We start from the raw sequence: 24,981 nt of genomic DNA, 5'->3' as shown, positions 1-24,981 counted from the left end.
CCGCCAGGCGTCGGGAGATCACGCAGCCCCCAGGACTTGCAAGGCGCGATTGGTGCGGCTGATCCGGTCGGCCATGCCTTCGGGCGTGGCCTTGGACGTGACCGAGCCGAGGTTGACGCGGCGGCTGACCGCCAGCACGTCGCCGCCATCGGCGGTAGTGTTCAGGCCGGCGTCCTTCCAGTACGCGGCAGCGGCCGCGGCGCCCACTTCCACATCCAGCAGCAGCTGCGGCTGCTGTTCCAGCGGCTGGCCGATCAGCTGGCCGATGTGCCGGTAGTTGCCGCGTCCGGTGATCTGCACGGGGCAGCGGCCACGATAGAGGTAGCCATCGCCGCTGGCCTCGTTGCCGTTGCCGTTGCGGCCGGCATACACGCGGTTGCCAAGCTTCTCCGGCTGGTGGACGAATGCGTCGAGCTCGGTGGCGGCGATGCGCTTGCCGAATACTTCCGGCAGGCGCTTGCGGCTGTAGCTGAGGTTCTCTTCGACCCGCGACAGGCTCAGGCTTTCGTGGCCGATCTGCGCGAGGAAGTGCGCGGCACGGCGCTTGGTGGTGATGTTGAAACGCACCATGGCCGCGTTCAGCGCGGGCGCCCAGCGCTGCGCACGCGGCAGCGGGCATTGCATGATCTGACTCAGTTGCTCGGCGGTGACCACTACTCGACCCTCAGAATGCGCGCCACGTTGCCTCGGGCGCGGTAGGTCACCAACAGTAGGACAAGCAACAGGCCCAGCTGCCACACGCTGACGTGTGCGGCTGCGCCAAACAATGCGACGTTGATGGCAAGGCCACCGGTACAGGCGATCAGCAGCCACGCACAGCACGACACGCCTATGCGGTGCCGGGCATCCGGTCCCGGCCGGTAGGTAATCAGCAGCACGCAGATGGCGAGACTGCTGACCAGGGTGGCGACGACAAGCAGGTTATGCACTGGGTGGCCCTCCGCGACGGATACGGGACAGGTCGAAGGTTCGGCCGCGCTCAATCAGGCCGAGCGTGACGGTGATGCCGCAGGCTGCGGCGGCGAAGGCGGCCATGCCGGTGGACTGCAGCGGCACCCAGCGCAGCACCTCGCCGGCGCCGTAGTATCCGGCGATCACGCTGACGATCAGGTAGACAAGGCGCTTCCAGATGGGCAGATCCTTGGCCGAGACGACGAACAACGTGCCCCCGGCAAAGGCGCCAATCAGGGCATCGCCGTCGATGCCGGGCACCAGGGAGGCCAGGCCGAGGCCGGTGGCGACCATTACGGTGCCGGTGAGCGAGGTTGGTTCGGTCATTTCAGTCCCAGAGCTGGATCAGCGGTCGCTCGGTGGCGATCAAATGGGATGGGGGGAGGGCCGGCAGCGTTACCGGCGTCCCCATCGGAAGGATTGGCCCGTGCAAGGACAGGCCGGGATTCAGCGCGAACACCTGTTCGGTCATGCCCGCCGTGGCGCCCAGGTGACGCCAGCACAGCTGGTCGATGGTGTCGCCTTGCTGGGCATGAACGCGCATCAGATCAACTCGACTGTGACGCGCCGGGTGCCCAGCAGGTCGCTGATCGCGTTGCGTAGGTCGCGGCGGATCTCATCGATCGTGGGCGCCAGATCGTCTGCACGCTGGTTGCCCTGGCCCGTAGCGTCATAGGAGCGGTAGCGTTCGTGCAGTTCCACTGCCGTGGCGCAGTACACGGCGCGCAGATACAGCTGGACCAGGCGTGATGTGCCGTCGACCTCCTGTGCCGGCACATCGCCCAGGGTGGCGTAACCGGCGGCCACCTTGGCCGCCTGCCACTGTTCCAGTTCCCGCGTGACGGACATAACCGCCATGACCACCGTGGCCCGCATACGCGGCGCAGGGACATCGCCTGCGACGCGCACCGACTCTCGCAGCACGCCGACGTCGATCTCCGGCCAGAACGGCCCGGCAGTGACAGGCTGCTGTTTGGCGACAGGTGACGTGTTGGCGGTGAAGCTGCTCATGGTTGCCTCGATAGGTCGCCGGTGGTCGGGGCGTCACACCAGGGAGAGATGCTGGTGATCGGCCCCGAGCCGGCGGGGTCGCGGGGTACGCTCGGGGTGAGGGTCAGTCGTCGGACTGATTACCCTCGATCTTCTTCAGCAGGCGCTCGGCGCGCTTGAGGTCTTCCTTGCCGCCGCAGCTGTCGTGCAGCTGGATGGCCCGGCGCAGATCATCAATCGCCGTGGACATAGCCTCAGCATCCAACGGCGCCGCCTCGGTGCCGGTTGCAAGCAGGCCGCGTGCGCGAGCCAGCAGCAGCCGGGCGCGGACCTGATCGGGCATATCCTGGCCCTCGGTCAGTTCCATCGCACGGGTCAGCACCGCCGGATCGAACTCAGCGCCGGTCTTCTGGGCATTGAGCGCGGCCACGCCGATTTCTTCGGCAACCACGCACCCAGCCGTTCGGCTGAACTCATCCGGCATCGGCAGGCCATGGGCCAGGACGTACTCGGCCAGATCCAGCCCTTGGGCATACTCGCCCGCGTCCAGACTCCAGAGCATGACGGTGGACACCACCAGGTCAGCACCGCCCTGATTGGCGGCAAGCACGCCTTCAACGTAAGGGCCGTAGGTCGGCAGCAGCGCGACCTTGAGCGCCGCCTTGGCCTGCGTGGACTGGATCTGTTTCAGGCGGGCACGGTCGTGGGCGAGCTGCAGCTGCATCTGCTGGTATTCGGTGGTGCCTTCCATCAGGGCGCTGCCGGCCGAGCGCGCCGCCGCTTCCTCGGCGGCGACGCGCTGCAGGTGGCGCTTGGCGGGGCTATCGGCCATTGGCTTAGTCCCCGACCTTGATGTTCTCGACCACCGCGCCACGGCCGTAGTCCTCGACCACGTAGTCGTCGTTGGACGATTCGAAGTTCGCGATGCGGTTCTTTTGCGGCTGCTCCTGAATGTAGCGGCGGCGACCGCCGATCTGCCAGTACAGCGACAGGTTGTCCAGCGAGGTGGCCATCAGCGCGTTGGACGGCATGAAAGGCACGATGACCGGCTTCAGGCCGCCGATGCGCTTGGTGCCCAGCACCAGGTCAGCGGCCAGCTGTTCGGTGGGCGCGTTGTCCTTGTCGATGATCGGGAAATACTTGTCGAACACCAGGTCGCGGCCCAGAACCACGACAAGGCCCGGGTCCTGCTGGTGCCACGGGTCGATCAGCGAGGACACCACGTCCATCACCAGCGAATCGAGGTTCGCATAGTCCTGCTTCGCCTTGTCGCTACCGCCTATCTGCAAGACGCCATCGGTCTTGCCCTTCGCCATGACGCGCTTGGCGGCATGCTCGCGGTACTTCTGCAGCCAGCCCTTGTTGACGTCCTGCAGCAGCGCATTGGTTGCGCGGTTGGTGGTCTTGGCGATGCTGGTGCCGTTGAAGCCGATCATGATGCGGTCCAGCGCCTGGCGCTGGATGATCGAATCGCGCAGGAAGGTCTGGAAGTTTGGCTGACGCGCCCAGGCGTCAAGGCGTGCGTAGGGGATCGCCGTGTCGTAGTCGGTCTGCACGCACTCGTAGCCGAAGCTGTCCAGTGCGGTCACATCGGCCGGCGTACGCTCGGCGTTGCCGCTGGTGTCGGTGCGGCCGGCGATGGTGCCGTTGACGCCTACGCCGATCTTCTCGCCCTTGAGGTCGATGACGCCGGGCATATTGATCGCCGACAGGAACGCGCTGCTCTGCTGGATGCGCTGCTCCATGGTCTGCTGCACGGACGGTTCAACCGAGAACGCCAAGCTGGCGGTCTCGACGTTGTTCAGTTCGGCAACTCGGCGGGTGAACTGGCTGAAATGGGTGCGGGTTTCGGTACGCATTGCGTTGCTCCGTGAGTAGGGGGCCGTTGGGGATCAGCAGTCGGTGGCGTCGCCGGCCTTACTGCCGCCGGGGCCAGCGACCGGCGGGCGCTGCGCGAAGGTTTGGGGCGTGCTGTCGAGCGTCTCGCGGATGGATGAAACCTGACCGGCGAGGGCCTGCACCTTGGCGGACAGGTTCTGGTTCTCGGCCGCAAGCTTTTCGAGGCGGACATCCTGCTCGGCGAAGGTTTCGAGCAGCTGCTGACCGAATTTGGCGACATCCGCATCGTCCTCCTTCGGCTCGGGTGCGGCCGGGGGCTTGGCGATCAGGCCCATGCCCGAGAGCAGTACAGCCAGGCGGTTCTTGCGCGGTGCCGGTTGCTCGATTTCATCGAAGGTGATCTGCGCTTCTTCGGCGGCAGTGAACAGGTTGTCGGCATCGATCTTGCGACCGGCCAGCGGGTTTGCGTCCGGATGCTGTGCCGCGAAGGCGAGCATTTCGGTCCCCAGGCTTGCCGGGGTGTCGGTGACTGCCAGGCCCTGCAGGTATGCCTTGCCGGTGTCGGCGAACTTCGGGGCAATCTCGATACTGGTGTAGAGCTTCTGCTTGTCGTTGTTGACCATCGCCACCAGCGGCGGGGTCGGTTCGATCTGCGCGAACAGGGCCAGCTTCTTGACGCCGCCCACGTCGACTTCCTCGGCCTTCACGGCCAGGACGTCACCGTATGCCTTGAACGGGCCATCGGGCATCAGGCTGCGCAGATGCTCCACCCAGATGCGGGCGCCATACAGCTGCGGGTCGTAGGAAGCGGCCATGTCTGCGATGTGCTGGCGCTCGATCACGCGGCCATCGGTGGTTGCGCCTTCGACGGCTACGCGGAAAAACTTCGAACGCAGCTTCTTATTGTCGGTCTTGTTGGCCATATCGCCCTCTGCTGGTGTCGGTGCGCATCGGTTTTCGATGCGATGACCCATGGTCGATTGAGGGCGAATGCGCAGCAACGCGGTCCGCGTGTAACGCGCCGAACTACGTGGCCTTTCCATGTCGCGCGCGCGAGTGGCGCGGCAACCTGTTCAGGTGACCAGCGTAGCCGAACAACTCCACGTAGATCCACGCCGCCAAGCCAAGTTTCTGTACTGGATGGGCTGGCGCGTGTGCGATATCGCTTCGCTGATCGGCGAGAAAGAGAAGACCGTTCACAGCTGGAAAACGCGCGACGAGTGGGATCGCGCCGACACGGTCGAGCGCATCGGTGGTGCGCTGGAAGCACGCCTTGCCATTCTCATCCACAAGGAAGGGAAGACGGGCGGTGACTTCAAAGAGATTGATCTTCTGCATCGCCAGCTGGAACGACAGGCACGCATCCAGCGATACCAAGGCGGCGGCAACGAGGGCGACCTGAATCCGGCTGTCGCCAACCGCAATGCCAAGCCAAAGAAGAAGGCCCGCAAGAACGAGTTCAGCGAAGAAGAGGTCGAGCGTCTGCAGACGGCGTTTGTGGATGGGTGCTTCGACTATCAACGCGATTGGCTCCGCGCCGGCAACGAACGTACGCGCATCATCCTCAAGTCCCGCCAGATCGGCGCGACCTACTACTTCGCCCGCGAGGCGCTGATAGATGCGCTGACCACCGGCCGCAATCAGATTTTTCTCAGTGCCTCCAAGAGCCAGGCTCACATCTTCCTTGGCTACATGCGTGGCTTCGTGCGCGAGGTGCTGGACCGCGACCTGACCGGCGATCCGATCACCTTGGCAAATGGTGCAGAGCTGTTCTTCCTCGGAACCAACGCACGCACCGCGCAGGGCTACCACGGCAATTTCTACTTCGATGAATTCTTCTGGACCCATGGCTTCAACCAGCTGAACAAGGTCGCCAGCGGCATGGCGATGCACAAGAAGTGGCGCAAAACCTACTTCAGTACGCCCTCCACGATGGCCCACGAAGCGTTCGATTTCTGGACCGGTGAGCGCTTCAACAAGGGCCGCCCGGTGTCCCAGCAGATCCAGCTGGACGTGAGCCATGCGCGGTTGATGGGGGGACGTCGATGCGAGGACGCCATGTGGCGCCAGATCGTGACCGTGCTGGATGCTGCCGGCCGCGGTTGCGACTTGTTCGACATCGAAGAGCTACGCCGCGACTACAGTGCCGATGAATTCGCCAATCTGCTCATGTGCGAGTTCGTGGACGATAGCGCCAGTATCTTCCCCCTCACCATGCTGCAGCCGTGCCAGGTCGACAGCTGGGTGGAATGGTCGGACGACTTCCGCCCCTTGGCGATTCGGCCCTATGGGGATCGCCCGGTGTGGATCGGGTATGACCCGGCCGAAACAGGCGACAGCGCGGGCATCGTGGTGGTTGCACCTCCGCTCGTTCCCGGTGGCACGTTCCGCATTCTGGAGCGCCATCAGTTCAAGGGCATGGATTTCGCCGCCCAGGCCGCGTTTATCCGTCAGATCACCCAGCGCTATTGGGTGACCTATATCGGCATCGATGCCACCGGCATGGGCACCGGCGTGGCGCAGTTGGTACGCCAATTCTTCCCCGGCGTGACCACGTTCAGCTACTCCCCCGAGGTCAAGACCCGGCTGGTGTTGAAGGCGTTCGATGTCATCAAGAACGAGCGCCTGCAGTACGACGCCGGGTGGACCGATCTGACCCAATCGCTCTTGGCAATTCAGAAGACGCTTACCCCCAGCGGGCGGCAGGTGACCTACACCGCCGGTCGTTCGCGCACCACAGGCCACGCCGATTTGGCGTGGGCACTCATGCACGCGCTGCAGAACGAGCCGCTGGAAGGCGGTAGCGTCGCTCGCGGCTCCATGGAGATTTTCTAATGGCAGACATCGACCAGGGCGCGGTTGCGCCCCCCTTGACCAACATCGAGGCATTCACGTTTGGCGACCCTACCCCGGTCCTCGACCAGCGCGGAATCCTCGACTACCTGGAATGCTGGCGCAATGGCCGCTTCTACGAGCCCCCGGTGGATTTGCATGGTCTGTCGCGCACTACGCGGGCGAATCCGTATCTGCATAGCGGATTGACCTTCAAGCGCAACATGCTGGTGCGCACCTATCGCCCGCATCGGCTGCTCAGTCGTGAAGCATTCGCGCAGCTGGCTCTGGACTACACCACTTTTGGGATGGCCTATGTGGAGCGCCGCCGTGCCCTGTCAGGTGTGGCGTACAGCCTGGCGGTCCCGCTCGCTCAGTACATGCGGCGCGGGGTAGAGCAGGGCGAGTTCTTTCAGGTTCGCGCGGGCAGGATCGAACATGAATTCGCCGCAGGCGAGGTGTTCCAGCTGCGTGAGGCCGATGTGGATCAGGAGGTGTACGGCCTGCCGGAATGGATGCCGGCGGTTCAGTCCGCGCTGCTCAACGAATCGGCGACGCTGTTCCGCCGCAAGTACTACAACAACGGCTCGCACGCCGGTTTCATCCTGTACCTGACCGACAGTCAGCCCGAGAGCGGTGACGTGGACAATCTTCGCGAGGCGCTGCGGCAGTCCCGTGGCCCCGGCAACTTCCGCAATCTGTTCGTCCATTCGCCGGGCGGCAGCAAGGATGGGTTGAAGCTGATCCCGGTCAGCGAAGTGGCGGCCAAGGACGAATTCACTGGCATTAAGAGCGTCACGCGTGACGACATGCTCGCGTCGTTGCGCACGCCGCCGCAACTGCTGGGGATCGTGCCGCAGAACAGTGGCGGGTTCGGCTCGATCCGCGAAGCCGCGATGGTGTGGGCTGCGATGGAGCTGGCGCCGCTGCAGACGCGCATGACGGCCATCAACGAGTGGCTGGGCCAAGAGGTGATCCGGTTCGATCCATTTGAGCTGGGAGCGGCCGCCTGATGGATGCGCGCGTGAATCTGCGGTGCGGCGACTGTGCCCGCCTGCTGGCGAAAGCTGCTGGACCGCATGACCTACAAATGAAGTGCCCACGCTGCGGGTGCCTGAATCATATGAAGGCCACGAGCCTCTCCATGGATCGCCGCGAGCGACACCACGAAGAAGGCTCTACCCATGAAGAACCAACTGATCCACGGCGATGCGCTGACCGTCCTGCCGACCCTGCCGGCGGCGAGCTTCGACGCCCTCATCACTGATCCGCCCTATGCCAGCGGCGGTGTGCATGCCGCCTCCCGGCAGCAGGCGCCATCGAGCAAGTACGTACGCAGCGGCTTGCATGACGACTTTGTTGGAGACGAGCGCGACCAGCGGTCGCACCTGGCATGGATGCGGCTGTGGCTGGCCCAGTGCAGCCGCGTGTTGAAGGACGGTGCACCGGTATTGCTGTTCACGGACTGGCGCCAGTTGCCGCTCACCACCGATGCGCTGCAGTGTGCCGGCTTCACCTGGCGCGGTGTGGCGGTGTGGGACAAGACGGAAGGGGTTCGTCCCCAGCTGGGGCGCTTCCGCAACCAGGCCGAGTACGTGGTGTGGGGCAGCAAGGGCAACATGCCGCTGGGCCGGCGCGCCCCGGTATTGCCAGGTGTGATCCGCGAGAGCGTGCGCAAGGCCGATAAGCATCACATGACTGGCAAGCCCACGGACCTGATGCGACAGCTTGTGCGCATCTGCGAGGAGGGCGGCCGAATCCTCGACCCGTTCGCTGGCTCAGGAACCACGTTGGTCGCGGCGGATCAGGAGGGCTACAGCTGGACGGGGATTGAAATGACAGAGCACTACTTCGGTGTAGCTGAGCGTAGGTTGCCTTCTGAGTAATCGGCGCAAACAAAAAAGCCGCCCTAGGGCGGCTTTCTTACTTGTTCAAGTGATCGTTTTGTTGCCTTCTTCTTCTTGCTTCTCACGTACTAGTGCTGCATGCACAAAGCGATGCAGTTCAATTATCTGAACGGGTATCAGCATCGATCTGAGAAATGATAGAAAGAATAGGCCAACAACGCCGCAGACCAGCCAGTACGAGATCTCTGGTTGAGCATCACCGAGGGCGAGTATGGCTGCAACACCCAGCAAACTTGCAATGTGATTGATCAACGTAATCCACTGCGAGAAAAGAAGGTGATTACTCTTATTGGTGAAACGTTCGATCTGGATGGAATTTAGGCTCTTGGCTGCTTCCACTTTTCCGGTAAACAGCATGGTGGTGATCATAAAGCCGGTCACGATAGTTAAGAGGGTGGTCGCCATTTTCCAACCATCGGCAGATGCACTACTCATGACTCCAAAGTGCTGCAGGAGGTGGCCTGCAAGGACGCCTAGGGCAAAAACGACACCATAGAAAATCGCGTAGCGAATCCAGACACCTGGGGACGGCGCTGCCTCACTCGCAGCACTCTTGATGGTCCTGACCGCTGCAAGCAGATCATCGGGCAGAAACTTATCGAAGAGAGGCATAGCGAGACGCCCGTTCTGCATAGTCATTGGAGGAAGACACCCTTTGAGTCTATCAGCCGTGCCTTAACGTCAGCGGCGGTGGCAAGTTCATTGAGATATTTAACCATCTCCGTCTCAATTTCTGTGACTGCGGGTACGCCAGGGCGAACTTCCTGAATTTCTACCTGAACCTTCTCTCGGTAGCTGTCGAGATCCGCCAGCCCGGTCTTATCGTTGAAGGTGACAGAGATGCCGGATAGTCCCGTGCCGCCTTCGCTCTCGTCGACCCAATCCAGAACGGTGTCAACATCAAGTTCGCCGTTCTTTTCGGCTTCGACAGTTGCAGTGATCTGCTTGAACTTGTTCACCCCAGCGTTGGTGAACATCGATTCCAGGGTGGCGCCAAAGGAGGCCGGTTCGGGGTTGAAATCACCCTTTACGCGAGCGGTCACACTCTTCACCCCTCGATGAAGCTTGGCGAGCGTCTTGAAGTCACGGGCGGGTACATCCTCGGCGACAAGTCTCGGATAGTTCGCAACGGCATGCCGGCGGATCAGTTCGCGGATGGCCGTCAGAACGAGATGAAGAGAGCCGTAAACACGGGCGTTCTCGATGATCAGGCTTTCGCCATACACCAGGCAGGCCACTCGATCCACGATCTCGACGGGATCGCCATCCTCTGTCTTGATCTGCTCTGCCGTGATATCTGCGCTCGCCGCGCCAAAGTCCTGCACTACTTGGTCCGGTGTCTTACCGGCCGTATAGATGAAGGCGTGGAACAAAAGGCTGTCGCCAGCCTTCTTGGAGGGCTCGAGAAAGACGCACGTCTTGCCGGGGTTCACCTTGGCAACCACTGGACAGTGCCTATCGCCGACAGTTTTTGCGGCATTTAGCGCCTTCCGCAAATGTTTGTGGACCTCGAGAGGAGCGATGGCGGGGTAACGGTCACCGTCGATGGCGACAAGCTTCTTGAGTTGAAGGCTTCTGAGGATGGTGCCCATTCCTTTCCTTGAAATGTCTTAGGGGCGCCGGGAACGCCTTAGCGCGCTGGCGGACCGATTGTAGCGGAGCTTGGCGATCCGTTCAGGGAAAGAGCTTGATGTCAATGCCCAACCCCAACCCCAACGCAAAGGCCCGAAGGTGAAGGATGGCTTGGGGCAGAGCATACCGTTGGACTGAGATGCGTACGGTTTGTGCGATCCCGCGCCCCGCGCGCGCACTCGTCTCCCCGCCACGCCTGCGCACTTCATGGGGTGTTTTTTCTGCATGCCCCGCACAACCGGCCAAGCCCCGCCCGCTATGGCTGCACGGGGCGTCTACAGCCTTCGGTCGGCCCTGCGGAACCCTGCGCGGAACGGCCCTCTGTAGGTGCTCCCAGGGCGCCTGACGGCGTGGTTCAACGACTGGCCGTTTCTCGATGTGCCCATCGGAACCGGGTAATCGGGTAACCCAAGCGGCGGCGAACGCCGATGGTCTTACTGCCGCAAGGCTTCTCGGGGTTACCTCAGGGGGTAATTCTGGGTAATTTCTAAAGCCGAGAAAGGTTATGTGATTGATTTGAAATGACTATTTTTGGCTCGTTGGTTACCCTCTTGAAAGGTAACGTGGTTACTCAAAGGTTACCCTATTATTACCTTATGAAAAGTATTCTATCTATCTGAAATATAAGGAATTTGCTGGCAGTTTCCGAAGGTGGTTACCTGAATTACCCCGTTGCCGTGGGCACATCGAAAATTGCCCTATAGAGGGGGGAGGGTCTACCCACACCCCCATGCTGCCGCTTGTACCCGGCTCATGCCGCCCCGGCGTCAGGCGACCTGCAACAGCAGTTGCTGCGCGTTGTTGCGAGGGGTGTTCACTGCCCTGCTGACGCCGAGCGCTGGTGCGCCGCCAGGCTCTATCCCTACCTGCCTCTGCGTGAGGCCGTCGCCCTGCTGACGGACAGCACCCCGATCCAGCCGCCGCCGCCGATGCCCGGCCTGCCGCCGACCCGCGAGCAGCAGCAACAGGCCCGCCGCTTGGCCGAGGCCGGGACGAGGGAGCTGGAGCGGGTCAAGGTAGTGCTGGAGCCAATCCGTCCGCCGGCGGCGACGAAGCCCAGGGCGAGAGATCCGCAAAAGGCGCGAGTGAGCGCAGCGCTGCGCGATCTACGGCGCGGGGTCTGATGCACCCTAGCGAGCGTGTAGACCAGGATTGAGGCGCGATCCGACGCTCGATCACCGGAAAAATGCCTCACGCTCGCTATGCGTGGCAGGCGTTTCACGACGCGGCGCCGGAAAAATTGGAGGCCCAATGTCGCTGATTTCAAAGCGTAAACGTGATGCCTTTTAATCTTTTGGTCGATGGTTCGAATCCATCACGGCCCACCATCGCAGACAGCGCCGGCATCACCTGCCGGGCAACCCAGAAAGCGCCGAGAGGCGCTTTTTTGTTGCCCGCGTGCAGCCACGGTCGGCATGCCGCGACGCCGGCGCAGGAAATCTTCCAGCAACACCAATTAATTACCCTTAAGGTAATTAATTCGGGAATAAAAAGTAATGGATCGTGCGGTTTTGGCCGGTCAGAATCGACCGGCCAGGTCTCTTTCAACCGTAGTGCGCGCGTAGAAGCCCCGCATCGTGGAAGGAAATCCCCTCGCGGATGCACTCCTCGGCGCGTTCCATATCCTTGTGCAGCTGGATCAGCGCATCGTCGGCGAGCTGGTCGATGTCCACCACCCCGCAACAGGCCTGGTCGATCACATGCTGCATCGGCTCCCCCCAGCGCCGGCGTACGTTGCGGATCATGCGGCAATGCCACTCGCGCATGATGGCGTCCATCCGCCGTTCTCCCGGGGCTGCATGTGCCTCACCGGCCACCACCCGCAAGGCAGGTGTCGGGTTGCGACCGCCGCGCAGTTCCTGGGTCCTAGCGGCCAACCGCTGTGCGAGCTCCTCGAGTCGCGTGTGAGTCATCCTTCGCCTCCCTGATCCGTTTTGCCAGAAGCTTCGTCAGGTCGAGCACATTGTCCGGGGCCGAAGGCTGACCGAACTCGTCCACGACCATGAATGCGGTCTCCAGCAGCACGGGATCGTAGATCCATTCCGGTGGATCGCCGACCAGCTCCAGGTAGTGCGAAAGCACCTTGACCGCAGCGCTCATCTTCTCGAAATCCAGTCCCGTAGATTGAGACTGAAGCGACATCTCAACGTCCTGATCGGCACGATCAAGCGTGCCGTGCGGGAGTTGCATTGCCGACTCGAGATCGCGTGCCAGACGATGGCCGATGCTCTTCGGGTTGCTCTCCGAAATCCACTGGCTGACCTGGGGCTGCGCCCAGCGGGTGCCGCCGAACAGGCGGGCCCATTCGGCCGGGCCGCCGGCAGCGGCAACGCGGAGGCGCATGTTGAGGGTGCGGGCGGTACTGGCGTCCATCTGTAAATGGTGCTCTGCATTACCAATCCAGCAAATGACCAAAACGGTATTGACTTGGCATTACCGCCACGGTAATGTGTGGCCATGAACCTCATCGACTACGCCATCTCCCAAGGGGGCTACGGCACCCCCAGTTGCCCCGTGATGCGCCGTCTGGCCCACCAGACCGGCTGTGCGCTGCGGACCCTTTACATGATCGCCCGCGGCCACAAGTTGCCTGGCGCCCGTCTGTGCCGACGCATCGAGCTGGCCACGGCCGGTGCGGTCCGTCGCGAATTCCTGCGCCCGGATGTGTTCGCGCCGGGTCCGTCGTCCATCCAGGGAGAAGCCCACCATGCAGCTTGATACGTTCGGCGAATACGTCCGCAGCCGTCTGGAGCACTGGGGCGGGGAATACGCCCTGCATCGCGACTGCGAATACCTGGGCTTCCAATCACGCAACCTGCTGGCCGTATTGATCGAGCATGGCGGCGACATGCCCGGCCGTGCGCAGGGGTACAAGCCACTGGAGACGGACCTGCTGGCGCAGCAGATCGAAGACATCATCACCGCAGTTGCCCGTGACAACGTGGCGATGGCCTGCGCACTGCGTGGCTACTACTGCGGTCGCGGCCGTCGCAAGGTCGAGCGCTTCGAGACCGCCAATCTGCTGCTCGCCAACTGCGGGCAGCGACCAGTCTCCAACCGGCATTACCTGAACCTGGTCGAGCTGGGCTTCCAGCGCGTGCGCGGCTGGATGGAAGGCATCGCCCAGGCCGCATGAGCGGTGGGCTCAACTTTCGCCCGTCTCCCGACCGGATGAACCCTCGCGCCCAGCCGGCAGCGAGGCGGGCACCTCTCCCGGCCACCTCGATATGTCGTGGCCAGCATCAAATCCTGGACTTTCCATGAAAGAAGAAATCTTCAGCGCAGTGGGCGCAGCGGCGGCCAAATCGGCTCCCCCGGTAACCGTTGCCGGTGCACTTGCCGCCGGCATCACCCTGGACCGCCTGGTGGTGGTCCTGACCATCATCTATCTCGCCGCGCAGATCGCTTACCTGTGCTGGCGCTGGCTGCGCGAGTGGCGGCGGAAGGGACGCGAATGAGTACGCCGCCCACAGCGTTGCCGGTGCGCCGCCTGGTTGCCGCGCTGGTCCTCAGTGCCGCAGGCCTGATCGCCATTGTCGAGCATGAGGGCTATACCGACGCGGCGGTGGTGCCGACCCGCAATGATCGGCCTACCTATGGTTTTGGCTCGACCCGGCGCGAGGACGGCACGCCGGTCCGGCTCGGAGACCGGACTACGCCCGTCCGTGCGCTGCGCACCGTGGAAGCGCACCTGGCGCGCGAGGAATCGCAGTTTCGCGCATCGTTGCCGGGCGTCGCGCTGACACAGGGTGAGTACGACACCTATGTCGACTTCCTTTACCAGTATGGGATCGGCAACTGGAATGGATCATCCACGCGCCGGCATCTCCTGCGAGGTGAGTACCGCCAAGCGTGCGATGCGCTGCTGCTGTGGAAGCGGGCAGGGGGCTACGACTGCTCGACCCGGGTCAACGGACAGCCCAACAAGGTGTGTTGGGGCGTATGGCAACGGCAGCAACAGCGTCATGCCCGCTGCCTGGCGGAGCAGTGAGGGATGCCACGCACATTGATCGCGATTGCGCTGCTGGTGCTGTGGTCGTCGGTGATGTTCGCGGCAGGCTGGGGCTGGCGTGGCGATCGCAGCGATGCCGCAAAGGCAGAGGTTGCGTCGCTGCAGCATGCCGAGGCAATGCAGGCCGAGCGCACAGCGCGTGAACGGCAGGCGGTACAGACCGGGGCGATGGCCTCGCTGGGAGAACAGCATGAACAAGATCGAGAACGTGCGGCCGAAGTGGAAACAGAGGTGGTTGCTGGCCTGCGTGCTGGCAGTCTCCGGTTGCGCAACGACCTCGCCGCCTGTCATACCGGTCGCTTGTCCGACGCCACCGCCAGCGCCCGCGAACGTGATGCGGGCGCCCAACTACGAGCAGAGGTTGCGGCAGCGCTTGTTCGAATCGGACGCGACGCCGACGACCAGCTCAGGAGCTGCCAGGCGGTGATCGCGTTGGACCGCCGTTGAAGGCGTGTGGGTCGCGGTGGGGTCAGACCTTCGGTAACCCATGACGAGCGTTCACCAGCGGATCTTCGCAATAGGGGGCGAGATGAAGTCTGCCGTGCGATCAGTGTGGCGTTATGCTCAGCATCTTTCCCGGGATGGCCGCCCCATGCGTTTGATCGTGCTGTCGCTGTTGTTGTCCGCTGTCTCCGCCGCGCCGCTGATGGCCGCCGAACCGACGGCGCAGTCGGCGGCCGCTTCGCCGCTGGTGATCGGTGAGACCTTTACCATCCAATCCAAGGCGCTGGGCGAAACCCGCCGCATCAACGTTTACCGCCCGCAGCCGTGGGGCCTGGACCCGAAGACGCCACTGCCGGTGCTGTACATGCCCGACGGCGGCATCGGCGAGGACTTCCTGCACGTGGCCGGGTTGGTGCAGGTGCTGACCGGCAACGGCAGCATGCGCCCGTTCCTGCTGGTTGGCATCGAGAACACCGAGCGCCGCCGCGACATGACCGGCCCGAGCCGTGATCCTGAGGACCAGAAGATCGCGCCGCGCATTGGTGGCTCGGCGGCGTACCGTGATTTCCTGCGCGATGAACTGATGCCGCAGATACGCCAGCGTTATGCGACCACAGACGAGCGGGCACTGATCGGTGAATCGCTGGCCGGGTTGTTCGTGATCGAAACCCTGCTGCAGGAACCGGCCATGTTCAACAGCTACATCGCGCTGGACCCCAGCTTGTGGTGGAACCACGGCGCCTTGCTGTCTGGCGCAGGCAAGCAGGTGCCGTCGGTAGCGCGCAGCGGTGCGCGGCTGTTCCTGGCCAGCAGTGGCCAGCCGGAACTGGCTGCATCAAGCGCACGCTTGGCGGCGGTGCTGCAGCAGGCATCGCCGGCAACGCTGGTGAAGTACCAGACGCTGCCGGAAGAGACCCACGCCACGATCTACCACCCGGCGGCCCTGCAGGGCCTGCGTACGTTGTTCCCGGTACCGCCGCCTGCGTCGCCTTGAGAGGGGTTTGGCGCGCAACAACGCGGTGTGTGAGGATGCATCAGCGGCGCCACCTGGGTGCGCCGCCCGCAACAGGAGAGCGCGGATGCAGCGTGTGTGTGTATGGAGTGTGCTGGCCTGCCTGGCCTTGGCAGGGTGCGCGATGTCGGTGGCGCCGCCGGCAACGCAGGAGGAAGCCAGGGAAAGTGCGACGGCCGTGCCAGGCGTTGTGCTGCCCGATACCGAGTCACTGCGCGTGCATGACCCGATCGGGCGCGACTATGCCCTGTGGGTGGCGTTGCCTGCCGGCTACGCGGCGCATCCGCAGAAGCGTTATCCGGTGGTGTACGTGACCGATGCGCTGTACAGCTTTCCGCTGGTGCGCAGCGTGCGCAACCTGGTGGGGCAGCAGGGCGTCAACATCGAGGATTTCATCCTGGTCGGGTTGCCGCCGCAGGAAGGCCTGACCTCCAAACAGAGCCGCTCGCGCGACTACACCCCCAGTGATCCTGTGCGCACCCCTGCCGGCTACTACAGCGATGACGTCACCTATGGCGGCGCGGCCCATTACCGCGACTTCCTGGCTGACCACGCGTTGCCGCTGATCGATGCGCGCTACCGCACCGATCCGGCCCGGCGTGTGTTTGCCGGCCATTCCTATGGCGCGCTGTTGGGTGCTTACGTGCTGACGACCCAGCCCGACATGTTCGGCACCTACATCCTGTCCAGTCCGTCGCTGTGGTTCGACCAGGGCCTGCTGCCGCGCATGCAGGATGCCGCGGTAATGCCGTCACAGCCCATCCGCGTGCTGCTGTCGGTGGGCGCCTACGAGACGGTCAAGCCGGGGCCGCGCTATTCAACGGGCAACGACATGCTGCGGCAGACCGCCGACTTCGCCGGTCAGCTGCAGCGCAGTGGTCGCAAGCTGCAGGTGGAGAACATCGTGATTGATGGCGAAGACCATCTCACGGTGTATCCGCGCGTGATCACCCGCGCGCTGCTTGAGGTACTTCCGGGCGAAGGACCGTATACCGGCGGCTGACGGCCGGCTCCATCCATGCCATGCGTGGATGGAGCAGTAGATCCACGCCATGCGTGGATGCACCGTAGATCCACGCCATGCGTGGATGGAGCAGTAGCTCCACGCCATGCGTGGATGTACCAGTAGCTCCACGCCATGCGTGGATGTACCAGTAGATCCACGCCATGCGTGGATGTACCAGTAGATCCACGCAACGCGTGGATGGCAGCCTCAGGCCGCGCTTGCCTGCGGCGCCGGCATCAGCGCGGCATCGGCGGCATGGCGGAAGCACAGCCGGATCGCATCCAGCAGCTCGCTCATGTTGTAGGGCTTGGGCAGGAAATGGATGCCGTCGTGCAGTTGCGGCAGCACGGCATGCTGGTCCATGCCAGAGGTCACCAGGATCGGCAGCTGCGGATACAGGCTGCGAACGCGGTTGGCGGCCTCGATGCCACTGACCAGGCCGAGATTGACGTCGGTGAACATCAGGTCGAAGCGCTCTCCGGCGGCCAGCAGGCCCAGCGCGGCTTCGGCGCTGCTGACGCCTGCGACGTGGCAGGCCTGGCTCTCCAGCGCCATCCGGCTCAGTTCACGGGTTTCCTCGGCGTCTTCGATCAGCAGGACGCGTGGTTCAACGTGGCGCTTGGACAGCAGCATGACGCAACAACTCCGGACGGCAGGGCATGAAAGGCGCGCAAGTATGCGCAAGCCCCCAGTGAGCCCCGCGTGCAGGATCGGCTAAGTCAGCGTTACAGCGCGCGGTTGCGCTGGGTCCGCACATGCCAGGCCAGCGCTGCCACTGCCAGCAGCGTAGTGCCGATGCGCAGGCTGGTGGCCTGCCAGCCCAGCGCAACGGCGTCGTCGAGGCTGAACACATTCCAGGCCAGGTTCATCGACACGTGCAGGGCCAGACCGCACCACAGGGTATTGCCGTCGAGGTGGTCGAGCCAGGCGAAGATGAAACCGCCGAAGGCGATCACTACGCCGACGAACAGGGCCACACCGCCGCCGTCGAGCCCGCCGAAGCCCAGCCAGTGCACCATGCCGAACAGCAGCGCCTGCGGCAGTGCGAGCAACGGCCAGGGGCCGCGCACGATCTTCGCCAGCAGCACGAAGCCGAGGCCGCGGAACAGCACTTCTTCGGCCAGCGGGAACAGCACGGCCAGCGTCGTGGCGTCCAGCGTCGTCAGCGCCGTGTTGGGCGTCCCCAGCAGGGCCAGCCCCAGCCAACACGGCAGGCTGGCCAGCAGCACCCACAACGGGCCACGCATGCCGTTTCCGCGCAGGCCGAGGCTGGCCAGCAGGCCCACTCCGCGAGGGCGCAGCAGCGTGGCCAGCAGCAGTGCGACCAGCAACGCCAGCGCGTTGTCCAGCAGGCTGCCACCGTAGGGCATGGGCAGGGCGGGAATCGGCGCGCCCAGCGCGGCACTGATGTCGCGCACGTTCAGGCCGAGGCCAACGCCAAGCAGCACCAGCAACAGGCGGACGCCTGTGGGAATCGAGTCACGGGCAGTCACATGCATTCCCTGCAGCGAGGTCGCGAGGCAGTCTGCAGGGCGGCGGACGTGGCGGCACGCGCCGGAAGTCCCTGTGCCATCGGTCATGCGTTGCCGCACAGTCATCCGCACGCAGGTACAGTCGAGGCCAGACCGACAGGAGCAATGCGAATGCTGTGCCCCGTGTGCAAGACCCAGACCCTGCAGATGGCCGAGCGCCATGGCATCGAGATCGACTACTGCCCGAGCTGCCGTGGCGTATGGCTGGATCGTGGCGAACTGGACAAGATCATCGAGCGCGCCACTGACGGTGCAGGTGCCGCCATGCCGCCGCCAGGGCCCGCGCCGGTGCAACCGCAGGCCGCTCCGCCGCCGGTGATGCATCGCGATACCCGTCATCTCGGCCAGCGCCACGATGACAACCGTGGCCAGTACAGCCAGGGCTACAAGAAAAAGAAGAAGGAAAGCTTCCTTTCGGAGTTGTTCGACTTCTAGGTAGCAGCGTCGAGCCTTGCTCGGCTTTGCTCTTTGGGGCCACGCCGACCAAGGTCGGCATCTACCAGAACAGGCGTCGAGCCTGGCTCGACTCTACAGGGACGCGGCTCAGGGCCGGCGCAGGATGAACTCGCGGTCGCGGCTGTCGCCGACGATGAAGTCATACTCGCCGGCCTTGCTGCAGCCGTAGCGCGCGTAGAAGCGCTGCGCGCCGAAGTTCTCTTCCCACACGCCAACCCACAGGGTGCGGCGCTGCGGCTGGTCCAGCCAGGCCATGAAGGCATCCATCAGGCGCGCGCCGTGGCCGCCGTTCTGGTGGCTGGCCAGGATGTACAGCCGTTTCAGTTCGATGTCGCCTTCGCGTGCTTCGGCATGCGGCAGGGTGTTGGCACCGGCGGCCAGATAGCCCACCACCGTCTCACCCTCCAGCAGCAGCCACACCGCGCTGCGCGGGTCGGACAGTTCCGCTCGCTGCGGCTCGGTGCCGTAGTGATCCTGCAGGAAGCGGTGCAGGTCCTGCGGCGGATAGGAATCGCCCCAGGTTTCGATATAGGTGGCGATGGCGATCGCCGACAACGCGTCGACGTCGGCCAGGGTGGCGCGGCGGATATGCAACGACATGGTGCAGCCTGCAATGGAACGTGCGGCAGTGTAGCCGGCCCCGGCGGTTGCCGGGGCTGGCTGCTGCTCATGATCCGCTGCTCAGAACCACATGCGGATGCCGGCGACCCAGCGTGTGTCGCGTGCATGGTCGCCGGCATAGTCGGCGGTATCGCCGAAGGCGCGTTCGTGGCTGATGCCGATGTACGGCGCGAAGCGGCGATTGAACTCGTAGCGCAGGCGCAGGCCGGCTTCGACCTTGTTGAGGCCGCGGCCGATGCCGTGCTCCGGTTCGTCCTTGCTGGCCACGGTCGCTTCCAGCAGGGGCTGCAGGATCAACCGGTTGGTCAACAGCACGTCGTATTCGATCTCGGCCTTGGCCATCAGCTGGCCACCGGAACCGGCATACAGCGTGGCCGAGCTTTCGAACTTGTACGGCGCCAAGCCCTGGATGCCGATCGCCGCCCAGGTGCGTGAATCGGCGGGGCGGAAGTCCTGGCGTACACCGACCAGCACGTCCCACCACGGCGAAATTGCACGCCCGTACAGCGCTTCCACGCCTGATGATTCCGTGCGGCCTTCGCTGCGTTCGCCATCGGTGCGCAGCCACAGGCGGTTGATGTTGCCGCCGATCCAGCCACTGGCCTCCCAGGCCTGGCCGTTGCCGTTCTTTCCATCCCAGTGTTCCAGGCGATCGATCAGCAGCAGGCTGTGGATTTCCGGTGGGTGCTCCATCGCACCATGCGCGATGGGTGGGAACGCGGCCGCACGATCGGCGTCGGTGGGGACAGGTATCGGCTCGCGCGGCTGCGTCGGCGCGGGCGCGCCGTGGCCCATTGTCGCGTGATCCATCGCGCCATGGTCCATCGTTGAATGGTCCATCGTTGAATGATCCATCGCACCGTGGTCCATCTTCGAATGGTCCATCTTCGAATGATCCACGTCGGCCGCTGCCGCTGCCGCTGGCGTGGCATCGGCAGGAGGCGAGTGCGCTGTCATGTCATGGCCGGCATGGGACTGCGCAAACGTGGGCAGCGCGGCCAACAGGCCGAGGGTCAACAGGCTTGGGGCAAGCAGGGAACGGCTCATTCTTCGATCCTCACTTCGCGCATCATGCCTGCTTCCATGTGGTACAGCAGGTGGCAGTGGTAGGCCCAGCGGCCGAGGGCATCGGCACGTACGCGATAGGTGCGGCGTGTACCGGGCGGCATGTCGATGGTGTGCTTGCGCAGCTGGAATTCACCCTGCGCGTTTTCCAGGTCGCTCCACACGCCATGCAGGTGGATCGGGTGCTGCATCATGGTGTCGTTGACCAGCACGATGCGCATGCGCTCGCCGTAGTTCAGGCGCAGCGGTTCGGCACCGGCGAAGGGAATGCCGTCGAACGACCAGGAGAACTTTTCCATGTGGCCGGTCAGGTGCAGCTCGATCTCGCGGCCGGGCTCGCGGCCATCGGGGTCTTCGAACAGGCTGCGCATCGCACCATAGGTCAGCACCTGGCGGCCGTTGTCGCGCAGGCCGATGCCGGGGTCGTCCAGCTTGGGCTCGGTGGCCGAACTCTGCATGTCCACCAGCGGATTGTTGCGCTCGCTGGCCGGATGTTTTGGCGCTTTGCTGGCGGTATCGCCGCCGCCATGTGCGCCGTGGCCCATGCTGGCACCGCAGCCGCCTTCCATGCCCTTCATTGCTGCCATGTCGTGTCCGCCGTGGCCACCGCCGCCCATGTCGTGACCCGACATTCCTGTGACATGGGCCATGTCATGGCCCATGTCGCCCATCGTCAGCAACGGGCGCGGATCGCGCGCGGGAATCGGTGCCTGCAGCCCATGGCGCACGGCGAGGGTGCCGGCGGCATAGCCCGTGCGGCCCATGTCCTGGCAGAAGATGGTGAAGGCATCCTGGCCGCTGGGTTCCACCAGTACGTCGTAGGTTTCGGCCGGGGCGATGCGGAACTCGTCGATGCTGACCGGATGGATGTACTGGCCGTCGGCGGCGACCACGGTCATCTTCAGGCCGGGAATGCGCACGTCGAAGTAGGTCATCGACGCACCGTTGATGAAACGCAGCAGCACCTTTTCGCCACTGCGGAACAGCCCGGTCCAGTTGCCGGCCGGCGCGGTCCCGTTCATCAGGTAGGTATAAGTGTGCGCGTTGATGTCGGAGATGTCGCTGGGCGTCATCCGCATCCGGCCCCACATGCCGCGGTCGGACAGCGCGGCCGACCAGCCATCGCGACGGGCGTCGCGCAGGAAGTCGGGCAGGGTGCGCTTGTAGTAGTTGTCGTGCTCGGCGAGCTTCTTCATGCGCCGGAACAACGCGCCGGGATCCATGTCGGTCCAGTCGGACAGCATGATCACGTGCTCGCGGTCATGCCGGTACGGCGCCGGTTCGGCCGGGTCGATGATCAGCGCGCCGTACAGCCCCGCCTGTTCCTGGAACAGCGAATGGCTGTGATACCAGTAGGTGCCGGACTGCTTGAGGTCGAAGTGGTAGTGGTAGGTCTCGCCGGGGCCGATGCCGTTGAAGCTCAGGCCCGGCACGCCATCCATGTTGGCCGGCAGCAGGATGCCGTGCCAGTGGATCGAAGTAGGGTGCTGGCCGAGCGTGTTGCGCACGAACAGGTCCACGGTCTGGCCTTCGCGCCAGCGCAGGATCGGTGCCGGCAGCGATCCGTTGACGGTGATCGCCGGGCGGGTGCGTCCGGTGAAGTTGGCCAGCGACTCGCCGATCGCCAGTTCGACGCGGGTATCGCTGATGACCGAAGGTGCGCCGGCCAGGCGTGGCGCGGCAGAAGCGGCGGCGAGCGCGCGCTGCGGGATGCCGGCCGCGGCGATGCCGGCGACCACGCCGCCAGCAGCGATGCCCTGCACGAACAGACGGCGCGACGGCATGGGCACAGCGCCCGGGCCGGGAGGAATACGGGTACTCATGGTGGTGACTCCAAACACGGAAAGACGCCAGCGCAGGGCCGGCTTCAGTGCGCAGCGCGCACGAGGTGTGTTGGATCAGCCGATGGGAGGGCGCGAGATCGGCGGCAGCGGCGGTGCCGGGCGGCCATTGGCAGGCATCGGCTGCGGGGTCAGGGAAAGACCGGGACCGGTCAGGAAAGGCAGTGCCTGCACGGCCAGCAGCGGGTGCTGGGCACAGCTGCGCATGCAGTCCTTGATCTGGCAGTGTGCGTCGTGGGCGGGGGCCTTGGCCTGCGGCGCCTCGTCTGCAGTCATGCCGGCGTGGTGGTGGCAGTCAGCGTCGCCTTCATCGGTCGTTGCCGAGGCCATCGCATGGGCCATGCGGCCCATGTCCTCGTGCCCGCTGGCCATGGCCGCGTTCAGCCCGTTGAGAAACAGGCTGAGCATGAGCACGACACGGAGCAGGGTCGAGGCGAGGGACATGGCGCTAATCTAGCGGCAAGTGGGCGGACATGCACATCCGGCTGAACGGGTGGTTCAAGGTTTGAGCCGGGCGAGGGTGCGCAATCGCGCAGCCTGGTAGCTTCTGGCCATGCCCGGCGAGCGTGAGGCCCGGTCGATATGCGGGCCGCCGGGCATGGCCCGGCGCTACCGGGGTCATCCCTCTTCGCGCACGATCTCGACCAATCTCGGGCCATAGCGGCTGAGCTTGGTGCCGCCGATGCCACCGACCCGGGCCAGCTCGTCCAGCGAGGTCGGGCGCTGTTCGGCGATGTTGCGCAGGGTGCTGTCGTGGAAGATCACGAAGGCCGGCACGTTCTGCTCGCGCGCCAGCTCGGCGCGCAGGCCGCGCAGCGCATTGAACAGGGCCAGGTCCTGCGGCAGCACCGACAGGCCGGTGCGTTGCGCGCTGCGTTCGCGCCCGGCGCTGGCACTGACTGCATCGCGGCGCATGCTGATCTGGCGGCGACCGGTCAGCACATCGCGGCTGGCATCGGTCAGGCGTAGGCCACCGTGGCCCTCGCTGTCCACTTCCAGCAGGCTGGCGGCCACCAGCTGGCGGAACACGCTGCGCCAGGTGCGCGCGTCCAGGTCGCGGCCGATGGCGTAGGTGCTCAGCTTGTCGTGGCCCTGCTGCTTGACCTTCTCGTTCTCGCTGCCGCGCAGGACGTCGATCAGGTGGCCGACGCCGAAGCGCTGGCCACTGCGGTATACACAGCTCAACGCCTTCTGCGCGGGGATGGTGGCGTCCCAGGCCGCCGGCGGAGTCAGGCAGTTGTCGCAGTTGCCGCAGGGCTTGGGATAGGTCTCGCCGAAACCGGCCAGCAGCACCTGGCGGCGGCACTGCATCGATTCGCAGTACCCCAGCAGGTGGTCGAGCTTTGACCGCTCCAGCTGCTTGCGCTCCTCGCTGGCCTCGGACTGCTCGATCATCTGCTTGAGCAGCACCACATCGCCCAGGCCGTAGCAGAGCCAGGCCTCGGCGGCTTCGCCATCGCGCCCGGCGCGGCCGGTTTCCTGGTAGTAGCCTTCCATCGACTTGGGCAGGTCGGTATGGGCGACAAAGCGTACGTCCGGCTTGTCGATGCCCATGCCGAAGGCGATGGTCGCGCACATGACGATGCCGTCCTCGCGCAGGAAACGGCGCTGGTTGTTGGCACGCACTTCCGCGGGCAGGCCGGCGTGGTAGGGCAGGGCGTTGAACCCTTGCGTGCACAGGAACTCGGCGGTTTCCTCCACCTTGCGCCGTGACATGCAGTAGACGATGCCGGCCTCGCTGCGATGGCTGCGCAGGAAATCGCTCAGCTGCTTGCGGGCGTTGTCCTTCTGCACCACGGTGTAGCGGATGTTGGGGCGATCAAAGGAGCTGACGAAGTGACGTGCTTCGGCCAGGTCCAGGCGCTCGGCGATCTCGCGCTGGGTTGGCGGGTCGGCGGTGGCGGTCAGGGCGATCCGCGGAATCTCCGGCCAGCGCTCGTGCAGGACGGTCAGCTGCCGGTATTCGGGGCGGAAGTCGTGGCCCCATTGCGACACGCAATGGGCTTCGTCGATGGCGAACAGGGCGATCCGGCTGCGCGACAGCAGCGACAGGAAGCGGCCGGTCAGCAGGCGCTCGGGAGCGACATAGAGCATGTCGAGCTCACCGGCGAGCAGTTCGCGTTCGACCCGGCCGGCCGTTTCGGCGTCCAGGGTCGAGTTCAGGAATTCGGCGCGCACGCCGAGCTGGCGCAGGGCTTCGACCTGGTCCTGCATCAGTGCGATCAGCGGCGAGATGACGATGCCACAGCCGTCACGCAGCAGGGCGGGCACCTGGTAGCACAGTGATTTGCCGCCGCCGGTAGGCATCAGCACCAGGGCATCGTGACCGGCAGCCACATGCTCCACGATGTCCTGCTGCGGACCACGGAAATCGTCGTAACCAAAGACGCGGCGGAGCAGGTCGTGCGCGGGACGGGAAGCCATCCAGCTAGTTTACCCCGGCGGGGGTTCGGCCGGGTTGCAACCGGCACCTGCTGTAGTGCCGGCCGCTGGCGGGCAACCCTGGCAACAGCAACAGCAACAGCAACAGCAACAGCAACAGCAACAGCCGACTCTGGGGGGATCCGTGGTTTGGCGGTGCGGTGTGGGCTTGCAGGACACGCCGTAAACCCGTCCATGGGGGCTCGATGGCGCCATCCATGGCGCCAACGGTCCTGCAAGCCCACACCGCCCCGCCTTCGACAGTTTCCCGGCCAGGGTGGGCCATCCACGCCATGCGTGGATGAAATCTGTCAGATATCGATAAACAAAATGGGGTCGGATCCGTTTTCCTGCGGAAAACGGATCCGACCCCAAGAGCTGGCCCGGCAGATCGCGGAGGTCTGTCGAAGGCGGGGTGGG

The 24,981-nt window shown here is 64.5% G+C and carries 32 protein-coding genes; 12 read left to right on the top strand and 20 right to left on the bottom strand.

What is annotated here, in order from left to right; genetic code table 11:
- Window positions 1-18 precede the first annotated feature (18 nt).
- From BW38_RS16980 to BW38_RS17015, 8 genes are all read right to left on the bottom strand, one after another.
- Window positions 19-654 carry a glycoside hydrolase family 19 protein gene (locus BW38_RS16980; protein ID WP_032975100.1) on the bottom strand — a complete coding sequence of 212 codons (636 nt, stop codon included), beginning with the start codon at window positions 652-654 and terminating at the stop codon, window positions 19-21.
- Entirely contained in the window at window positions 654-929 is a 276-nt protein-coding gene (locus BW38_RS16985; RefSeq protein ID WP_032975099.1) for a phage holin family protein, read from the bottom strand. The genes BW38_RS16980 and BW38_RS16985 overlap by 1 nt, the downstream gene beginning before the upstream one ends.
- Window positions 922-1,278 (bottom strand): putative holin, encoded by a 357-nt coding sequence (locus BW38_RS16990; RefSeq protein WP_032975098.1) that lies wholly within the window; start codon window positions 1,276-1,278, stop codon window positions 922-924. Before BW38_RS16990 ends, BW38_RS16985 begins: the two co-directional genes overlap by 8 nt.
- A gap of 1 nt (window position 1,279) precedes the next feature.
- Window positions 1,280-1,495 (bottom strand): tail protein X, encoded by a 216-nt coding sequence (locus tag BW38_RS16995; protein ID WP_032975097.1) that lies wholly within the window; start codon window positions 1,493-1,495, stop codon window positions 1,280-1,282.
- Window positions 1,495-1,962 carry a head completion/stabilization protein gene (locus tag BW38_RS17000; protein WP_032975096.1) on the bottom strand — a complete coding sequence of 156 codons (468 nt, stop codon included), beginning with the start codon at window positions 1,960-1,962 and terminating at the stop codon, window positions 1,495-1,497. The genes BW38_RS16995 and BW38_RS17000 overlap by 1 nt, the downstream gene beginning before the upstream one ends.
- Window positions 1,963-2,065: 103 nt before the next feature.
- The gene (gene gpM, locus BW38_RS17005; protein WP_032975095.1) at window positions 2,066-2,773 is read right to left on the bottom strand and encodes a phage terminase small subunit; all 708 of its coding nucleotides are present in this window, start codon (window positions 2,771-2,773) and stop codon (window positions 2,066-2,068) included.
- 4 nt (window positions 2,774-2,777) lie between these two features.
- A complete protein-coding gene (locus BW38_RS17010; protein WP_032975094.1) occupies window positions 2,778-3,800 on the bottom strand; it encodes a phage major capsid protein, P2 family in 1,023 nt (340 codons plus the stop codon).
- Between the two features lie 33 nt (window positions 3,801-3,833).
- Window positions 3,834-4,703, bottom strand: a complete 870-nt coding sequence (locus tag BW38_RS17015) for a GPO family capsid scaffolding protein (RefSeq protein ID WP_032975092.1) — start codon at window positions 4,701-4,703, stop codon at window positions 3,834-3,836.
- 118 nt (window positions 4,704-4,821) lie between these two features.
- Here BW38_RS17015 and BW38_RS17020 point away from each other — a divergent pair, with 118 nt between their 5' ends.
- The 4 genes from BW38_RS17020 to BW38_RS17030 are packed head-to-tail and all read left to right on the top strand — an operon-like array spanning window position 4,822 to window position 8,498.
- A complete protein-coding gene (locus tag BW38_RS17020; protein ID WP_152543271.1) occupies window positions 4,822-6,615 on the top strand; it encodes a terminase ATPase subunit family protein in 1,794 nt (597 codons plus the stop codon).
- Window positions 6,615-7,625 carry a phage portal protein gene (locus BW38_RS17025; RefSeq protein ID WP_032975091.1) on the top strand — a complete coding sequence of 337 codons (1,011 nt, stop codon included), beginning with the start codon at window positions 6,615-6,617 and terminating at the stop codon, window positions 7,623-7,625. Before BW38_RS17020 ends, BW38_RS17025 begins: the two co-directional genes overlap by 1 nt.
- On the top strand, window positions 7,625-7,879 hold the full coding sequence (locus BW38_RS21360) for a Com family DNA-binding transcriptional regulator (protein ID WP_081794528.1): 255 nt from the start codon (window positions 7,625-7,627) through the stop codon (window positions 7,877-7,879). The genes BW38_RS17025 and BW38_RS21360 overlap by 1 nt, the downstream gene beginning before the upstream one ends.
- Window positions 7,797-8,498 (top strand): site-specific DNA-methyltransferase, encoded by a 702-nt coding sequence (locus BW38_RS17030; RefSeq protein WP_032975090.1) that lies wholly within the window; start codon window positions 7,797-7,799, stop codon window positions 8,496-8,498. Before BW38_RS21360 ends, BW38_RS17030 begins: the two co-directional genes overlap by 83 nt.
- A gap of 45 nt (window positions 8,499-8,543) precedes the next feature.
- Here BW38_RS17030 and BW38_RS17035 read toward each other — a convergent pair whose 3' ends face one another.
- The 5 genes from BW38_RS17035 to BW38_RS17045 all read right to left on the bottom strand — a co-directional run bounded on the left by BW38_RS17035 (window position 8,544) and on the right by BW38_RS17045 (window position 12,524).
- Window positions 8,544-9,158: a hypothetical protein gene (locus BW38_RS17035; RefSeq protein ID WP_032975089.1), complete on the bottom strand. Its 615-nt coding sequence runs from the start codon at window positions 9,156-9,158 to the stop codon at window positions 8,544-8,546.
- Window positions 9,155-10,111 (bottom strand): hypothetical protein, encoded by a 957-nt coding sequence (locus BW38_RS17040; RefSeq protein ID WP_032975088.1) that lies wholly within the window; start codon window positions 10,109-10,111, stop codon window positions 9,155-9,157. Before BW38_RS17040 ends, BW38_RS17035 begins: the two co-directional genes overlap by 4 nt.
- A 1,303-nt stretch (window positions 10,112-11,414) precedes the next feature.
- Window positions 11,415-11,699 carry a hypothetical protein gene (locus BW38_RS21700; RefSeq protein ID WP_152543270.1) on the bottom strand — a complete coding sequence of 95 codons (285 nt, stop codon included), beginning with the start codon at window positions 11,697-11,699 and terminating at the stop codon, window positions 11,415-11,417.
- Entirely contained in the window at window positions 11,696-11,929 is a 234-nt protein-coding gene (locus BW38_RS0120445; protein WP_025874663.1) for a hypothetical protein, read from the bottom strand. The genes BW38_RS21700 and BW38_RS0120445 overlap by 4 nt, the downstream gene beginning before the upstream one ends.
- Before the next feature lie 88 nt (window positions 11,930-12,017).
- A complete protein-coding gene (locus tag BW38_RS17045; protein ID WP_032951727.1) occupies window positions 12,018-12,524 on the bottom strand; it encodes a hypothetical protein in 507 nt (168 codons plus the stop codon).
- An 84-nt stretch (window positions 12,525-12,608) separates the two neighbouring features.
- Here BW38_RS17045 and BW38_RS17050 point away from each other — a divergent pair, with 84 nt between their 5' ends.
- From BW38_RS17050 to BW38_RS17080, 7 genes are all read left to right on the top strand, one after another.
- Window positions 12,609-12,869, top strand: coding sequence for a YdaS family helix-turn-helix protein (locus BW38_RS17050; protein ID WP_025874662.1), 261 nt, complete (start codon window positions 12,609-12,611; stop codon window positions 12,867-12,869).
- Entirely contained in the window at window positions 12,859-13,287 is a 429-nt protein-coding gene (locus tag BW38_RS17055) for a hypothetical protein (RefSeq protein WP_025874661.1), read from the top strand. The genes BW38_RS17050 and BW38_RS17055 overlap by 11 nt, the downstream gene beginning before the upstream one ends.
- A gap of 124 nt (window positions 13,288-13,411) precedes the next feature.
- Window positions 13,412-13,609, top strand: a complete 198-nt coding sequence (locus BW38_RS17060) for a hypothetical protein (protein ID WP_025874660.1) — start codon at window positions 13,412-13,414, stop codon at window positions 13,607-13,609.
- Window positions 13,606-14,142, top strand: coding sequence for a lysozyme (locus tag BW38_RS17065; RefSeq protein WP_032975087.1), 537 nt, complete (start codon window positions 13,606-13,608; stop codon window positions 14,140-14,142). The genes BW38_RS17060 and BW38_RS17065 overlap by 4 nt, the downstream gene beginning before the upstream one ends.
- Before the next feature lie 15 nt (window positions 14,143-14,157).
- Window positions 14,158-14,610, top strand: coding sequence for a lysozyme (locus BW38_RS17070; RefSeq protein WP_235189895.1), 453 nt, complete (start codon window positions 14,158-14,160; stop codon window positions 14,608-14,610).
- Window positions 14,611-14,755: 145 nt separating this feature from the next.
- Window positions 14,756-15,601 (top strand): alpha/beta hydrolase-fold protein, encoded by an 846-nt coding sequence (locus BW38_RS17075; RefSeq protein WP_032975084.1) that lies wholly within the window; start codon window positions 14,756-14,758, stop codon window positions 15,599-15,601.
- An 85-nt stretch (window positions 15,602-15,686) separates the two neighbouring features.
- Entirely contained in the window at window positions 15,687-16,622 is a 936-nt protein-coding gene (locus BW38_RS17080) for an alpha/beta hydrolase-fold protein (protein WP_032975083.1), read from the top strand.
- A 210-nt stretch (window positions 16,623-16,832) separates the two neighbouring features.
- Here the strand turns inward: BW38_RS17080 and BW38_RS17085 are convergent, their stop codons facing one another.
- On the bottom strand, window positions 16,833-17,258 hold the full coding sequence (locus tag BW38_RS17085) for a response regulator (RefSeq protein WP_025874652.1): 426 nt from the start codon (window positions 17,256-17,258) through the stop codon (window positions 16,833-16,835).
- Between the two features lie 92 nt (window positions 17,259-17,350).
- A complete protein-coding gene (locus BW38_RS17090; protein ID WP_235189894.1) occupies window positions 17,351-18,118 on the bottom strand; it encodes a CPBP family glutamic-type intramembrane protease in 768 nt (255 codons plus the stop codon).
- 150 nt (window positions 18,119-18,268) lie between these two features.
- On the opposite strand from BW38_RS17090, the gene BW38_RS17095 reads away from it, so the two are divergent.
- On the top strand, window positions 18,269-18,592 hold the full coding sequence (locus tag BW38_RS17095) for a zf-TFIIB domain-containing protein (RefSeq protein ID WP_025874650.1): 324 nt from the start codon (window positions 18,269-18,271) through the stop codon (window positions 18,590-18,592).
- A 108-nt stretch (window positions 18,593-18,700) separates the two neighbouring features.
- Here the strand turns inward: BW38_RS17095 and BW38_RS17100 are convergent, their stop codons facing one another.
- The 5 genes from BW38_RS17100 to recQ all read right to left on the bottom strand — a co-directional run bounded on the left by BW38_RS17100 (window position 18,701) and on the right by recQ (window position 24,564).
- Window positions 18,701-19,213: a GNAT family N-acetyltransferase gene (locus BW38_RS17100; RefSeq protein WP_032975081.1), complete on the bottom strand. Its 513-nt coding sequence runs from the start codon at window positions 19,211-19,213 to the stop codon at window positions 18,701-18,703.
- Between the two features lie 81 nt (window positions 19,214-19,294).
- The gene (locus BW38_RS17105) at window positions 19,295-20,281 is read right to left on the bottom strand and encodes a copper resistance protein B (protein ID WP_032975080.1); all 987 of its coding nucleotides are present in this window, start codon (window positions 20,279-20,281) and stop codon (window positions 19,295-19,297) included.
- The gene (locus tag BW38_RS17110; RefSeq protein WP_032975079.1) at window positions 20,278-22,122 is read right to left on the bottom strand and encodes a copper resistance system multicopper oxidase; all 1,845 of its coding nucleotides are present in this window, start codon (window positions 22,120-22,122) and stop codon (window positions 20,278-20,280) included. The genes BW38_RS17105 and BW38_RS17110 overlap by 4 nt, the downstream gene beginning before the upstream one ends.
- A 75-nt stretch (window positions 22,123-22,197) precedes the next feature.
- Window positions 22,198-22,584 (bottom strand): CopL family metal-binding regulatory protein, encoded by a 387-nt coding sequence (locus BW38_RS17115; RefSeq protein ID WP_032975078.1) that lies wholly within the window; start codon window positions 22,582-22,584, stop codon window positions 22,198-22,200.
- Between the two features lie 174 nt (window positions 22,585-22,758).
- Window positions 22,759-24,564, bottom strand: a complete 1,806-nt coding sequence (recQ, locus tag BW38_RS17120) for a DNA helicase RecQ (RefSeq protein ID WP_025874645.1) — start codon at window positions 24,562-24,564, stop codon at window positions 22,759-22,761.
- Between the last annotated feature and the right edge of the window lie 417 nt (window positions 24,565-24,981).

This window comes from Stenotrophomonas sp. RIT309, assembly GCF_000632045.1.
GTDB lineage: Bacteria > Pseudomonadota > Gammaproteobacteria > Xanthomonadales > Xanthomonadaceae > Stenotrophomonas > Stenotrophomonas indicatrix.
Note: the sequence above shows the minus strand (reverse complement) of the source record. Positions and strands in the feature narration are given on the sequence as shown.

Bases quoted from the DNA above. Each gene is read 5' to 3' on its own strand.
- BW38_RS16990 (WP_032975098.1), bottom strand. From the start codon at position 1,278: ATGACCGAACCAACCTCGCTCACCGGCACCGTAATGGTCGCCACCGGC.
- BW38_RS16995 (WP_032975097.1), bottom strand. From the start codon at position 1,495: ATGCGCGTTCATGCCCAGCAAGGCGACACCATCGACCAGCTGTGCTGG.
- BW38_RS17000 (WP_032975096.1), bottom strand. From the start codon at position 1,962: ATGAGCAGCTTCACCGCCAACACGTCACCTGTCGCCAAACAGCAGCCT.
- gpM (WP_032975095.1), bottom strand. From the start codon at position 2,773: ATGGCCGATAGCCCCGCCAAGCGCCACCTGCAGCGCGTCGCCGCCGAG.
- BW38_RS17010 (WP_032975094.1), bottom strand. From the start codon at position 3,800: ATGCGTACCGAAACCCGCACCCATTTCAGCCAGTTCACCCGCCGAGTT.
- BW38_RS17015 (WP_032975092.1), bottom strand. From the start codon at position 4,703: ATGGCCAACAAGACCGACAATAAGAAGCTGCGTTCGAAGTTTTTCCGC.
- BW38_RS17020 (WP_152543271.1), top strand. From the start codon at position 4,822: ATGTCGCGCGCGCGAGTGGCGCGGCAACCTGTTCAGGTGACCAGCGTA.
- BW38_RS17025 (WP_032975091.1), top strand. From the start codon at position 6,615: ATGGCAGACATCGACCAGGGCGCGGTTGCGCCCCCCTTGACCAACATC.
- BW38_RS21360 (WP_081794528.1), top strand. From the start codon at position 7,625: ATGGATGCGCGCGTGAATCTGCGGTGCGGCGACTGTGCCCGCCTGCTG.
- BW38_RS17030 (WP_032975090.1), top strand. From the start codon at position 7,797: ATGAAGAACCAACTGATCCACGGCGATGCGCTGACCGTCCTGCCGACC.
- BW38_RS17035 (WP_032975089.1), bottom strand. From the start codon at position 9,158: ATGACTATGCAGAACGGGCGTCTCGCTATGCCTCTCTTCGATAAGTTT.
- BW38_RS17040 (WP_032975088.1), bottom strand. From the start codon at position 10,111: ATGGGCACCATCCTCAGAAGCCTTCAACTCAAGAAGCTTGTCGCCATC.
- BW38_RS0120445 (WP_025874663.1), bottom strand. From the start codon at position 11,929: ATGGACGCCATCATGCGCGAGTGGCATTGCCGCATGATCCGCAACGTA.
- BW38_RS17045 (WP_032951727.1), bottom strand. From the start codon at position 12,524: ATGGACGCCAGTACCGCCCGCACCCTCAACATGCGCCTCCGCGTTGCC.
- BW38_RS17050 (WP_025874662.1), top strand. From the start codon at position 12,609: ATGAACCTCATCGACTACGCCATCTCCCAAGGGGGCTACGGCACCCCC.
- BW38_RS17055 (WP_025874661.1), top strand. From the start codon at position 12,859: ATGCAGCTTGATACGTTCGGCGAATACGTCCGCAGCCGTCTGGAGCAC.
- BW38_RS17060 (WP_025874660.1), top strand. From the start codon at position 13,412: ATGAAAGAAGAAATCTTCAGCGCAGTGGGCGCAGCGGCGGCCAAATCG.
- BW38_RS17065 (WP_032975087.1), top strand. From the start codon at position 13,606: ATGAGTACGCCGCCCACAGCGTTGCCGGTGCGCCGCCTGGTTGCCGCG.
- BW38_RS17075 (WP_032975084.1), top strand. From the start codon at position 14,756: ATGCGTTTGATCGTGCTGTCGCTGTTGTTGTCCGCTGTCTCCGCCGCG.
- BW38_RS17080 (WP_032975083.1), top strand. From the start codon at position 15,687: ATGCAGCGTGTGTGTGTATGGAGTGTGCTGGCCTGCCTGGCCTTGGCA.
- BW38_RS17085 (WP_025874652.1), bottom strand. From the start codon at position 17,258: ATGCTGCTGTCCAAGCGCCACGTTGAACCACGCGTCCTGCTGATCGAA.
- BW38_RS17095 (WP_025874650.1), top strand. From the start codon at position 18,269: ATGCTGTGCCCCGTGTGCAAGACCCAGACCCTGCAGATGGCCGAGCGC.
- BW38_RS17100 (WP_032975081.1), bottom strand. From the start codon at position 19,213: ATGTCGTTGCATATCCGCCGCGCCACCCTGGCCGACGTCGACGCGTTG.
- BW38_RS17105 (WP_032975080.1), bottom strand. From the start codon at position 20,281: ATGAGCCGTTCCCTGCTTGCCCCAAGCCTGTTGACCCTCGGCCTGTTG.
- BW38_RS17110 (WP_032975079.1), bottom strand. From the start codon at position 22,122: ATGAGTACCCGTATTCCTCCCGGCCCGGGCGCTGTGCCCATGCCGTCG.
- BW38_RS17115 (WP_032975078.1), bottom strand. From the start codon at position 22,584: ATGTCCCTCGCCTCGACCCTGCTCCGTGTCGTGCTCATGCTCAGCCTG.
- recQ (WP_025874645.1), bottom strand. From the start codon at position 24,564: ATGGCTTCCCGTCCCGCGCACGACCTGCTCCGCCGCGTCTTTGGTTAC.